We start from the raw sequence: 12,750 nt of genomic DNA on the forward strand, positions 1-12,750 counted from the left end.
CTGCATCACGGCGCGGGACACGATGTTCTCAGACGCGATCAGCTCGATCTCGTCGCGCTGACGACCAAGCTCACCCGTGATCGACGCAAATAGCTTGGGGTCACTCTCGGATAGCGGGGTGGTGAAGAAGCCGTCTTCAAGGTGAGAGGCGGTCATGTTGCAGGTACTCCTGTCGCGTGGATTCGTTGCGGCGTTTCGTATCGGAAACACAATAAGATGTCCAAGGTGATAAACCGGTCTGATACGACAATGTAAATCCCGTTGGCGGCAAAATATCGGTCTAACCTATCGTCTTGCTGGTCCATCGGGGGAGTTTGTGGTTCTTTCGGAGCCAAAGGGTTCGCACAGGAAACAAAATGGCGCTTCGTATCGCTTTTGCAGCCTCTAACGCGCCGATCGCGCAGGCCGCTTTACAGACTTTGACCCGCCGGTATGGGGACCATTCGGAAAAGGGCGCTGATGTGATCGTCGCTTTGGGCGGCGACGGGTTTATGTTGCAGACGTTGCACCGCACACAGGATCTGGATGCGCCGGTCTACGGGATGAACCGTGGCACAGTTGGCTTCCTGATGAATGAATATTCCGAACACCTGCTGGAAGAACGTCTGGATGCGGCCGAGGAAGAGGTGATCAACCCGCTGTCCATGCGCGCCGTGACCCGCGATGGCGAGGTGCACAATGCGCTGGCCATCAACGAGGTGTCGTTGCTGCGCTCTGGACCGCAAGCGGCGCGGTTGAAGATTTCGGTCGATGGCAAGTTGCGGATGGCCGAACTTGTCTGTGACGGTGCGCTGGTGGCGACACCTGCGGGGTCGACGGCCTATAACTATTCCGCCCACGGGCCGATCTTGCCGATCGGATCGGACGTTCTGGCGCTGACCGCGATGTCGGCGTTCCGCCCCCGTCGCTGGCGCGGTGCCTTGCTGCCGTCAAGCGCACATGTGCGGTTTGATGTTGTCGATCCCGACAAACGCCCCGTGATGGCCGAAGCGGATGCGCGGGCGGTCGAGGATGTGGTGCAGGTCGATATCAAGTCAGAGCCGTCGATTGCACACCGTGTTCTGTTCGATCCGGGCCATGGACTGGAAGAACGGCTGCTGCGCGAGCAATTCGTTTAATCCGCCTGATCCACCCGCCCGATCCAATTGTGCGGCCTGTCGGCCGCGCAGGTTTTCCGCGCCGTCGCTGACGCTTTTGGCGCGCGTGCGGGTGCCCTTTGGCGGACCAAAAGGAACGGGGCCGCGCCTACGGCACGACCCCGAACACCCAGGGACTTAACTTTTGGCTTAGGCTTTGGGGTAGCCCAGTGTTTTCACAGCGTCGCTGATTTCATCGAGGATCGCGGGATCGTCGATGGTCGCGGGCATTTTGAATTCTTGCCCGTCGGCGATGGACGCCATTGTGCGGCGCAGGATTTTGCCCGAGCGGGTTTTGGGCAGGCGGTCGACCACCGTGCAAAGTTTGAACGCCGCCACCGGACCGATCTGGTCGCGGACGCGTTTCACGCATTCCGCAGCGATTTCGCTGTGATCGCGGTTCACGCCTGTGGTCAGGCAGACAAAGCCCATGGGCAGCTGGCCTTTGAAGCTGTCTGCGACGCCAACCACGGCGCATTCCGCCACATCGGGGTGACCAGCCAGAACTTCTTCCATCGCGCCGGTGGACAGGCGGTGGCCTGCGACGTTGATGACGTCATCGGTGCGCGCCATGATGTAGAGATAGCCGTCTTCGTCGATCATGCCTGCATCGCCGGTTTCATAGTAGCCGGGGAATTGCTGGAGATAGCTTTTGCGGAAGCGGTCTTCTGCGTTCCACAGTGTCGGCAAGGTTCCCGGGGGCAGGGGCAGTTTGACCGCGATGGCGCCCAGTTCGCCTGCTTTCATCGGGTGACCGGCTTCGTCCAGAATTTGCACGTCGTAGCCCGGCATCGGAACCGAGGGGGAGCCGATTTTTACGGGCAGTTCTTCGATGCCTGCGGGCATTCCGGCGATGGTCCAGCCGGTTTCTGTCTGCCACCAGTGATCGTAGATCGGCTTGCCTGTGACGCGTTGCGCCCATTCGATGGTGTCCGGATCGGCGCGTTCGCCTGCCAGATAGATCGCACGTAGGCCCGAGATGTCGTGGCCCTTCATCAGTTCAACCTTGGGGTCGTCGCGTTTCACGGCGCGGAAGGCCGTAGGCGCTGTGAAGAAGGATTTCACGTCGTATTCAGAGATGATGCGCCAGAAGGTCGAGGCATCGGGGGTGCCGATAGGCTTGCCTTCGAACAGAACGGTTGTGTTGCCGTGGATGAGCGGACCGTAGACGATATAGCTGTGGCCCACGACCCAGCCCACGTCGGATGCGGCCCAGAACACCTCGCCGGGATTGACGTTGTAGATGTTCTTCATGGTCCAGTTCAGCGCAACCAGATGGCCGCCTGTGTGGCGCACAACGCCCTTGGGCGCGCCTGTGGTGCCAGAGGTGTACAGGATATAGGCGGGGTGGTTGCCTTCGACCGGTGTGCAGCCTGTCGGTTCCGAGCCTTCCTGAACGCTGTCCCAATCGTAATCGCGACCCTCGACCAGAGAGGCCTGCACTTGCGGGCGCTGGTAAGTCACCGTGAACTCGGGCTTGTGTTCGGCCAGGTCAATCGCGCCGTCCAGAAGGGGTTTGTATTCCACGACGCGGCCCGGTTCGATCCCGCAGGAGGCAGCGATGATCGCCTTGGGTTTTGCGTCGTCGATACGGACGGCCAGTTCGTGGGCTGCAAAGCCGCCGAAAACGACCGAATGGATTGCACCCAGACGGGCGCAGGCCAGCATCGCAACAGCGGTCTGCGGGATCATCGGCATGTAGATGATAACGCGGTCGCCCTTTTCGATGCCTTTGGCTTTCAGCGCGCCAGCAAAGGCCGCAACATCGCGCTGCAGTTCGGCGAATGTGATCGTCTGTTTGGTGTCGGTGACAGGGCTGTCATAGATGATCGCCGCCTGATCGCCGCGACCTGCTTCGACGTGGCGGTCCACGCAGTTGTAGCAGGTGTTGGTTTCGCCATCGGCGAACCATTCGAACATATCGTTGCCCAATTCGGACAGGGCTTTGGACGGGGCTTTCGTCCAATCGATGGCCTCGGCAGCTTTCATCCAGAAGGCTTCGGGATTGCTCTTCCATTCGGCATAGACGTCTTTGTAGGTCATCGATCAGCTCCTCCTCGTCACGATAGGGAAGTGTTAGAAAGCCGATGATGGTGGCGCAAGCCCCGTTACCGCAACCAGAAAAAATCCGGTGGGGAAGTTTACAGAATTTGCAGTGGGGGCTGTAAATTACTTAACAATTTTGATATTTCTGCTTGTGATCAAATGCTTAGGGCGCTGACCCGCATGGGGTGCAGCGCCCTGAAATGTCGATAAACGAGTGTTCAGAAACGATCTGTCGGAGTTCAGCCGTATTGCGACACCGGCGTGCCTGCCAAAGCGGCCACGTTCAGCAGCCCGCGGGCGGTGATCGACGGGGTCACGATATGGGCGCGGTTGCCCATGCCCATCAGGATCGGACCGACTTCCAAAGCGCCCGCTTTCATTTTGAGAATGTTCCGCACGCCCGAGGCCGCGTCCGCGTGGGCAAAGATCAGGATGTTGGCATTGCCGGTCATCCGGTTGGTGGGCAGCAGCCGTTCACGCAGTTCTGTGTCCAGCGCGGCCTCGACGTTCATTTCGCCTTCGTAGCAGAAATCACGCGGCTTGCTGTCCAGAATGGCGATGGCGGCGCGCAGGCGTTCTGCGGCTTCGCTGTGCTGGTTGCCGAACTGGCTTTGCGAACACAGCGCGATCTTGGGGTCGATGCCAAAACGGCGGGCATGGCGGGCCGCGCCGATCACGGTTTCGGCGATTTGATCCGGTGTCGGCGTCACATGCACATGGGTGTCGGCGATAAACAGGGGGCCGTCTTCCATGATCATCAGGCTCAGCGCGCCTTGGGGCGACAGGCCTTCGGTGCCCAGCACCTGATTGACGTAGTTCAGGTGCCATTTGAATTCGCCAAAGCTGCCGCAGATCATACTGTCGGCTTCGTCGCGATGGACCATGACGGCGGCAATCGCCGTGGTGTTGGTGCGCATAATCGCACGGGCGATGTCGGGCGTGACACCCTGACGGGCCATCAACTGGTGATAGCTTTGCCAGTAGTCGCGATAACGCGGGTCGTTTTCGGGGTTCACAAGGTTGAAGTCGCGCTCGGGGCGAATTTCAAGGCCCAGACGTTCGCACCGGCGCGAGATGACCTCGGGGCGGCCGATCAGGATGGGCTGTTCGGTGGTTTCCTCCAGAATCGCCTGCGCGGCACGCAGCACGCGTTCATCTTCGCCCTCGGCAAAGACGATGCGGCGCGATGCGGTGGCGGCGGCTTGGAAGACAGGGCGCATCAGCAGCGCGGATTTGTAGACCGAGGCGTCCAGTTTGCGGCGATAGGCGGCAATGTCTTCCAACGGGCGCGTTGCAACACCGCTTTCCATCGCCGCTTTGGCAACGGCGGTTGAGACGACGCCGGACAGGCGCGGATCAAAGGGCTTCGGGATCAGGTAATCGGCCCCGAATGTCAGGCTTTCGCCCTGATAGGCGGCGGCGGCTTCGGCGGATGTGGTGGCGCGGGCCAGGGCGGCGATGCCCTCGACGCAGGCGACCTGCATTTCGTCGTTGATCTCGGTCGCGCCGACGTCCAGCGCGCCACGGAAGATGAACGGGAAACACAGCACGTTGTTGACCTGATTGGGGAAATCCGAACGGCCTGTGGCAATGATCGCATCGGGCGATACGGCGCGCACCTCGTCCGGCATGATTTCAGGGGTCGGGTTGGCCAGCGCGAAAATGATCGGGCGGTTGGCCATTGTTGCGACCATTTCGGGTTTCAGAACCTTCGGGCCGGACAGGCCAAGGAACAGGTCTGCGCCTTCGATCACTTCGGCCAGTGTTTTCGGCTGATCCCCTTGGGCAAAGGCCGCTTTCTGGGGCGTCATATCCTGTTCGCGGCCATTGTAGACAAGACCGTGCAGGTCACAGAGCCACACGTTTTCACGCTTCACGCCCAGCTTCAGCAGCATGTTCAGGCAGGCAATGCCCGCCGCGCCGCCGCCAGTGGACACGATTTTGATATCTTCAAAGGATTTGCCCGCAACGCGCAGCGCATTGGTAGCAGCTGCGCCCACAACGATGGCGGTTCCGTGCTGGTCGTCGTGGAAAACGGGGATGTTCATCCGCTCGCGACAAATTTGTTCAACGATAAAACAATCTGGCGCTTTGATGTCTTCCAGATTGATCGCGCCAAAGGTCGGTTCCAGCGCGCAAACGATATCTGCCAGCTTTTCAGGGTCCGATTCGTTTAATTCGATGTCGAAGCAGTCGATGCCTGCGAACTTTTTGAACAGAACCGCTTTGCCTTCCATCACCGGCTTGGACGCCAGTGCGCCGATGTTGCCAAGGCCAAGAACCGCTGTGCCATTGGTGACAACCGCCACCAGATTGCCGCGTGTGGTGTAACGCGCTGCATTTGCTGGATCTTCTTTGATTTCGATGCAGGCCTCGGCCACGCCCGGAGAATACGCCCATGCCAGATCGCGCCCGTTTGCCATGGGCTTGGTCGCGCGGATTTCCAGTTTCCCGGGGCGCGGTTCTTCGTGGTAGGTCAGGGCCGTTTGGCGAAAACTATCGGTGGGCGAATTGGACATTTCGGGCTCCATTCGAAATTTGGTTCAGCGCTAAACTAATTTTGACGTCAGGGAAACCCGATTTGCGGGAAATGCCCCGGATATTCCGGAAATCTGGTAACTGATTAACGTCATCTTTGCGGAAGATGATATAACTTGTCTGTTTGGTAAAATTTCTTGAGGTTCCGCAACGCCTCCCCCTTGCGCACAATACTACAGGGGCGCAATGTGTCACCCATTCCATATGAGTGAGGTTGCAATGACATTGCGGGATGACGCCAAGCGCGTACGCGAAAACGCCTATGCCCCCTATTCGAATTTCAAGGTCGGCGCGGCGCTGGAAACGCCGTCGGGCACCGTCTTTGTCGGGGTGAACGTGGAAAACGTCGCCTATCCCGAAGGCACCTGCGCCGAAGCAGGCGCGATTGCCGCCATGATCGCAGCAGGCGAGACGAAATTCAGCAAGGCCTATGTGATCGCCGATGCGCCGTCGCCCGTGCCGCCCTGTGGCGGCTGCCGCCAGAAGCTGGCCGAATTCGCAGCCGAAGGCGCGACCGTCACAATGGCCACGCTGGAAGGGACCGAGAAAACCGTCACCATCCCCGAATTGCTGCCCGGCGCGTTTGACCAAGGCCACATGGACCGCACCTGATGGACGCACGCAGCATCATCGCCCAGCTTCGCCGCGGCGAAACGCCTGAGCCCGAAGCAATTGCTTGGTTCGCTCAGGGGCTGGCCGACGGCAATGTCAGCGACGCGCAGGCGGGGGCCTTTGCTATGGCCGTTTGTTTGCGTGGTCTGGGCGATGAAGGGCGTGCGGCGCTGACTTTGGCGATGCGTGATTCCGGTCATGTGATGGGCTGGGATCTGGATGGCCCCGTGATTGACAAACATTCCACCGGTGGTGTGGGCGACTGTGTGTCTTTGGTTCTTGCACCCGCTTTGGCCGCTTGTGGCGTCTATGTCCCGATGATTTCCGGTCGCGGGCTGGGCCATACCGGCGGTACGCTTGATAAGCTTGAGGCGATCCCCGGTGTGCGCACCGATGTGGACGAGGCGAAGTTCCGCGCCATCGTGGCCGAAGCAGGCTGCGCCATCGTCAGCGCCAGCACGGACATCGCCCCTGCTGATAAACGCCTTTATGCAATCCGCGATGTGACGGCGACGGTCGAAAGCATCGACCTGATCTGCGCGTCGATCCTGTCCAAGAAACTGGCAGGCGGGTTAGAGGCGCTGGTTCTGGACGTGAAATTCGGATCGGGCGCATTCATGAAAACGGTGGATGAGGCGCGCGAACTGGCGCAGGCCTTGGTCGATACGGCCAATGCCGCCGGTTGCCCGACCACCGCTTTGCTGACCGATATGAACCAGCCCTTGGCGGACAGCCTTGGCAACGCGGTCGAGGTCGCGTCATCCATGCGGGTTCTGACAGGGACGGATTTCGGGCGCTTGGGCGAACTGACGATCGAACTGGGCGGTGCGCTGCTGGCATTGGCAAAGGTCACGCCGGACGCCAAGGCAGGGGCAGATAAACTGCGTGAGGTTATCTCGTCTGGCGCTGCTGCCGAACGGATGGGGCGGATGATCTACGCGATGGGTGGGCCGAAGACTTTCGTCGAGGATTGGACCCGCTTCCTGCCCGAAGCCACCGTGATCACCGAGGTCACAGCACCCGAGGCCGGTTACATCAGCGCGATTGATGGTGAGGCTTTGGGCCTGACTGTCGTAGGTCTGGGCGGCGGACGTCAGGTGGAAAGCGATGTGGTCGATCCTGCCGTCGGCATCACTGATCTGGTCCCGCTGGGCACCAAGGTCGCCAAGGGCGAGCCCTTGGCCCGCGTCCATTCCAGCCGGTTGACCCAAGCGGAACAGGCGGTGGGCGAAGTGCTGGGCGCAATTACGATCGGCAAAAAGCCGGACGTCGGACCGCTGGTTGGGGAACAGGTCCACGCAAGGGGGGCAAAATGACCCGCGCGTTTCTGGTTGTGATGGACAGTGTTGGCATTGGCGGCGCGCCGGATGCGGATCGTTATTTCAATGGTGATCGGCCGGACACTGGCGCGAACACCGTGGCCCACATCGCGCAGGCCTGCGCCGAGGGGCGGGCGGACGATGGGCGCAGCGGCCCGTTGCATCTGCCCAACCTTGATGCATTGGGTCTGAGCGCGGCGATTGAGCTGGCCTCAGGCGTGACCGCACCGGGTTTGACGGCCACTCCGGTTGGCCTCTGGGGTGCCGCGACCGAGGTGTCAAAGGGCAAGGACACTCCCTCGGGCCACTGGGAACTGGCCGGTCTGCCGGTGCCATGGGACTGGGCCTATTTCCCTGTGTCCGTCCCGAGTTTCCCCGAGGAGTTGACCAAACGCGTCTGCGAACTGGCGGGGACAGAGGGTATTCTGGCCAATTGTCACGGCTCGGGTACGGTCATGCTGGATGAATTCGGCGCGGAACACATCCGGACCGGCTGGCCGATTTGCTATACCTCGGCTGACTCGGTCTTTCAGATCGCGGCGCATGAAGAACACTTTGGCCTGCAACGCCTACTCGACCTGTGCGCGGCCATCGCGCCGACACTGCACGACATGAAAGTGGGCCGTGTCATCGCCCGCCCGTTTGTGGGCGAGCCCGGCAATTTCACCCGTACCACCAACCGCCGGGATTATGCCATTCGCCCGCCTGAGCCGATCCTGACCAACTGGGCGCAGGATGCAGGGCGCAAGGTGTTTGCCGTGGGCAAGATCGGCGACATCTTTTCGATGGAGGGCATCGACGAAGTGCGCAAAGGCGATGATGCCACGCTGATGGGCCATCTGCACGATCTGGTGCGCGACGCGCCCGAGGGCAGCCTGACGTTTGCGAACTTTGTTGAGTTTGACTCGCTCTATGGCCATCGCCGCAATGTCGCGGGCTATGCCGCCGCGCTGGAACGCTTCGATCAGGGGATCGGCCGTGTGTTGGACAGCCTGAAGGACGACGATCTGCTGATCCTGACGGCAGATCACGGCAACGATCCGAGCTGGTCAGGCACCGACCACACCCGCGAACGTGTGCCTGTGTTGATCGCGGGCAAGGGCGCTGGCACGATCGGACATGTGGGTTTTGCAGATGTCGCGGCCTCGGTCGCGGATCATCTGGGACTAGACGCGCGCGGCGCGGGAAAGAGCTTTTTGTGATGTCGGATCGTGATCCTGATGCACCCCTGACAGAAGAAGACCTGTACGAGGTCGCAAACCTGCCCAAGGTCGAACTGCACCTGCACCACGAAGGCGCGGCGCCGCCCCAGTTCATTCGCGGTCTGGCGCGTGAAAAGAACGTCGATATCTCGAAGGTTTTCAGGAAGGACGGCAGTTACGATTTTCAGGGTTTCCTGCATTTCCTGTCGGTTTACGAGGCCGCGACCAGCGTTCTGAAAACGCCTGACGATTACGCCTGCCTGACCACCGCCATTCTGGAAGAAAGCGCCAAGAACGGCGTCGTCTACACCGAAAGCTTTATCAGCCCCGATTTCTGCGGCGGCGGCGATGTCGAAGCATGGCGCGACTACCTGCATGCGATCCGCGAAGCCGCCGATGCGGCCGAACGCGACATGGGCATCACCCTGCGCGGGGTCGTGACCTGCGTGCGCCATTTCGGGCCGGAGCAGGCCAAGGCCTCTGCACTCTGTGCGGCGGAAACGGCGGGCGACTGGATTGTCGGGTTCGGCATGGGCGGGGATGAAAACAAGGGCAAGCAAAGCGACTTTGCCTATTCCTACGACATGGCGCGCGAGGCTGGCCTGAAATTGACCACCCACGCCGGAGAATGGCGTGGCCCATCGGAAGTGCGCGAAGCGGTTGAGGCACTGGGCGTCATCCGCATCGGTCACGGCGTTCGTGCGATCGAAGATCCCGCATTGTGTGAAATGCTGGCCGAACGCGATGTGGTGCTTGAGGTCTGCCCGGGATCAAACGTGGTGCTGGGCGTCTACAAGTCGCTTAGGGATCACCCGATTGCCAAGCTGAAAGATCGCGGGGTCAAGGTGACCGTTTCAACCGATGACCCGCCGTTTTTCCACACCACTATGCGCGACGAATACGTCAATCTTGCCAAAACATTGAACTGGGATGCCTCGGTGTTCCGCGACTTGAACCAAACCGCGCTGGACGCGGCCTTTTGCGACGGTGCCACCCGCGACGCCGTCGCCAAACGATTGGAGATTTCATGACCCAACATCTGACCATCGTCGATCACCCGCTCGTCCAGCACAAACTGACGCTGATGCGCGAACGCGATACCTCGACCGCCGTTTTCCGCCAGCTTCTGCGCGAAATCAGCCAGTTTCTGGCCTATGAGGTCACGCGCGACCTGCCGATGACCAAACGGACAATCGACACACCGCTTCAGGAAATGGAAGCACCGGTGCTGGCGGGCAAGAAACTTGCTCTGATTTCGATCCTGCGGGCTGGGAACGGGTTGCTGGACGGGGTGTTGGAGCTGATCCCGTCGGCCCGTGTCGGGTTTGTTGGCCTGTACCGCGATGAAGAAACGCTGGAGCCGGTGCAATATTATTTTAAAGTGCCGGAAAGCCTTGAGGATCGTCTGGTCATCGCCGTCGATCCGATGCTGGCCACAGGAAATTCGTCGGTTGCGGCGATTGACCTTTTGAAGAAGTCAGGCGCCAAGAACATCCGCTTCCTCTGCCTGCTTGCATCCCCCGAGGGCGTGGCCCGCATGAAAGAGGCCCATCCCGATGTGCCCATCGTGACCGCATCGCTGGATAGTCATCTGAACGAAAAGGGCTATATCGTGCCTGGGCTCGGGGACGCTGGCGACCGGATGTTCGGCACAAAATAGGCATAGTCCCCGCTTTACAGACGCAAGGTGTTGATGCATTCTGCGTCCAATCTGTGGGGTATGACATGAAACTGAAACGCGCGCTCGCTCTTGTTTATCTGGCGTCATCCTGTGCCTTTGCCTTTATGGCTCAGGCCCAGCAAGGAACGGACATTCCTGCAGAATTCCCGCCCGCCAGTTACGAAGGCCGCCAGTATGTGGACAGCCGTGGCTGCGTGTATGTGCGCGCAGGCATCGATGGTGCGGTCGATTGGGTGCCGCGTGTCAGCCGTGCACGGGAACATTTGTGCGGCGCGCAGCCGACTTTTGCTGCTGCCGCCCCTGCGCCAACCGTCGCGCCCATCCCGAAAGACGCAATCAAGATCGTGCCGGCGACCACGGTCGTGCCTGCGGCCAAACCAACGGCGGCTCCGCAGCAACCGGTCCGCGTCGTGCGCACCGCACCTGCGCCCGCGCCGGTGGCCAAGCCCGTCACCAAAACAATCGTAAAAGCACCAGCTTCCAAACCTGTCGCACCAGCGCCCAAGGTGATCAAAACGCTGCCCAAAGTGGCCACGCCGCGTGTCTTGAAGGCTGCGCCGGTACCGCAAAAACGCATGATCGAAGTGCCTGCTGATAACCAGAGCGCCTGTCAGGGCGCGTCGGCGATTTCGAACAAATACATCGGAAACGGTGGCCGTTACCCAGTGCGCTGCGGGTCGCAGGACACAGGTCACGTGACAGAAATCCGCCGCAGCAAAGTCACGCCGTCTGGCGGTTCGTTCCGGTCCTATCAGGACAGCCGCGGCGGCAACCTGCCGGGCAACACCGTGATCGTCCCCAAGCATGTTTATGACGATCACGAAGGCATCAAACCGCAGATCCCGGCAGGCTACCGGTCTGTTTGGGAAGATGATCGCCTGAACCCCTACCGCGCCTATCAGACGGTTCAGGGGTATTACGACACTCAGGCCAAGTGGACGAACACCGTTCCGCGCCGCATGCTGACACCGTCCGAGGCAGCGAAGGCCAAAATCAAAGCGCCGAAAATCGTCAGCCGCTAAGGGGCTTTGCCCCCTTGGCCTGCGGCCAATTCCCCCAAGGTATTTGGGGAAAGAAAATACTTGTAATCAGAGCGCCAAACCCGAGGTCGCAGCCAAAGGCTGAGGCCGAGATGACCTGTGCGGCGCAGCCGCGCATCTGGATCAGTTGCCGCAAATACCCTGAAGGCGGATCCAGTCGCCGTCAGCCAGAACCTGACGGCTGCCTTCCGAGGCGCGGGGATCCGCTTCGATCAGGGCCAGTGTCGTTTCGCCAGTGACGTCTACCGCATAGGCATAGGGCGATGAGCGCAGCTCGGCGGCGTTGAAGGCGGCAATCAATAGCTGTGGGTCAACGGGCGCATTGGGTTGGACCATGACGTGTTCGGCGTAGCTGTCCAGCGCGCTGTCGGGCAAAGAGCCTGTGGTCAGCAGCTTCAGGCTGGCCCAGAGGCCCGCGTGTTGCAGCAGATCCTGAAGCGGATCACTTGCCGCCGCGCGGACCGCTTCGGCTAGGATGTAGCCTGCGGGCACATCTGCATCTTCTGGGTCTTCGACCAGTGCACGGTTCAGAAGGATGCGTCCGCCGGGCAGGTGGGTTGTGGTGGCAACGCCATCGGGCAGGACGACCAGCGCATTTGATCGTTGCGGGCCAAGGATACGGGCCGCCAGTTTGCGCAGTGGCTCTTTCGCCTCGGGCGCGGCACAGGGGCTGCCGCTGACGCGGCTGATCCGGTCCAGAAGCGCGGTGCCGATTTCGGCGCGTTTGACGGGGGGCACGACTTTGCCCGAATAACTCAGCAAAGCGCCGGGCAGCCAGAAGACGGCCAATCCGACGATCGCCACGGCAGATACACCTGCTAGAATGTGGCGCAGCTTGCCGGGTTGGGGGCGGCTGCGGTCGACGGCACGCAGGATCCGGTCCAACGCGTCGATCATCTGATCTTCACCTTCGGCCAGTTCCAGTGTTTCGTTCGGATCGCCGTCGGGGTGATAGATCGCGGGACGGTCGCCTTTGGCGCTGGCCCGTTCAATGGCAGCAAGCGACCAGTGGCCTAGCACGCGGTCTTGCATGTCGGCGATGGTCAGGGTCGCATCGCCCAGGGACACAACCACTTCACGCCGTTGCGCCGCGCCATCCGCGCGCCACAGGCCCGTGGCCTCAAGCCGTTCGTATTCGTGTAGTGCTGTCATACCGCCGGGCTGCCCTGCCTCTTT

Annotated in this window: 10 protein-coding genes and 1 pseudogene; 7 read left to right on the plus strand and 4 right to left on the minus strand. The window is 60.9% G+C overall.

All coding sequences use genetic code 11. The features are described from left to right. Nucleotides 1-156: pseudogene (gene glyA, locus C4S59_RS12505) on the minus strand (serine hydroxymethyltransferase); the annotation flags it as partial. Between the two features lie 200 nt (nt 157-356). Between glyA and C4S59_RS12510 the strand changes: the two are divergent. After that, nucleotides 357-1,118, plus strand: a complete 762-nt coding sequence (locus C4S59_RS12510; protein ID WP_103910869.1) for an NAD kinase — start codon at nt 357-359, stop codon at nt 1,116-1,118. A 168-nt stretch (nt 1,119-1,286) separates the two neighbouring features. Here the strand turns inward: C4S59_RS12510 and C4S59_RS12515 are convergent, their stop codons facing one another. Continuing rightward, a complete protein-coding gene (locus C4S59_RS12515) occupies nt 1,287-3,179 on the minus strand; it encodes a propionyl-CoA synthetase (protein WP_103910870.1) in 1,893 nt (630 codons plus the stop codon). Between the two features lie 242 nt (nt 3,180-3,421). Next, complete coding sequence (locus C4S59_RS12520) at nt 3,422-5,701, minus strand: NADP-dependent malic enzyme (RefSeq protein WP_103911230.1); 2,280 nt, start codon at nt 5,699-5,701, stop codon at nt 3,422-3,424. 238 nt (nt 5,702-5,939) lie between these two features. On the opposite strand from C4S59_RS12520, the gene cdd reads away from it, so the two are divergent. The 6 genes from cdd to C4S59_RS12550 all read left to right on the plus strand — a co-directional run bounded on the left by cdd (nt 5,940) and on the right by C4S59_RS12550 (nt 11,556). After that, nucleotides 5,940-6,332 (plus strand): cytidine deaminase, encoded by a 393-nt coding sequence (gene cdd / locus C4S59_RS12525; RefSeq protein WP_103911231.1) that lies wholly within the window; start codon nt 5,940-5,942, stop codon nt 6,330-6,332. After that, the gene (locus C4S59_RS12530; RefSeq protein WP_103910871.1) at nt 6,332-7,648 is read left to right on the plus strand and encodes a thymidine phosphorylase; all 1,317 of its coding nucleotides are present in this window, start codon (nt 6,332-6,334) and stop codon (nt 7,646-7,648) included. Before cdd ends, C4S59_RS12530 begins: the two co-directional genes overlap by 1 nt. Further along, nucleotides 7,645-8,853 carry a phosphopentomutase gene (locus tag C4S59_RS12535; protein ID WP_103910872.1) on the plus strand — a complete coding sequence of 403 codons (1,209 nt, stop codon included), beginning with the start codon at nt 7,645-7,647 and terminating at the stop codon, nt 8,851-8,853. The genes C4S59_RS12530 and C4S59_RS12535 overlap by 4 nt, the downstream gene beginning before the upstream one ends. After that, nucleotides 8,853-9,884 (plus strand): adenosine deaminase, encoded by a 1,032-nt coding sequence (locus tag C4S59_RS12540; protein WP_103910873.1) that lies wholly within the window; start codon nt 8,853-8,855, stop codon nt 9,882-9,884. Before C4S59_RS12535 ends, C4S59_RS12540 begins: the two co-directional genes overlap by 1 nt. Beyond that, on the plus strand, nt 9,881-10,513 hold the full coding sequence (upp, locus tag C4S59_RS12545; RefSeq protein ID WP_103910874.1) for a uracil phosphoribosyltransferase: 633 nt from the start codon (nt 9,881-9,883) through the stop codon (nt 10,511-10,513). Before C4S59_RS12540 ends, upp begins: the two co-directional genes overlap by 4 nt. Nucleotides 10,514-10,578: 65 nt before the next feature. Then, nucleotides 10,579-11,556, plus strand: coding sequence for a hypothetical protein (locus C4S59_RS12550; protein WP_103910875.1), 978 nt, complete (start codon nt 10,579-10,581; stop codon nt 11,554-11,556). A gap of 141 nt (nt 11,557-11,697) precedes the next feature. On the opposite strand, the gene C4S59_RS12555 is transcribed toward C4S59_RS12550, so the two are convergent. After that, complete coding sequence (locus C4S59_RS12555; RefSeq protein WP_103910876.1) at nt 11,698-12,726, minus strand: hypothetical protein; 1,029 nt, start codon at nt 12,724-12,726, stop codon at nt 11,698-11,700. Nucleotides 12,727-12,750 lie beyond the last annotated feature (24 nt).

The sequence above is a fragment of the Thalassococcus halodurans genome (assembly GCF_900108225.1).
Lineage (GTDB): Bacteria > Pseudomonadota > Alphaproteobacteria > Rhodobacterales > Rhodobacteraceae > Thalassococcus > Thalassococcus halodurans.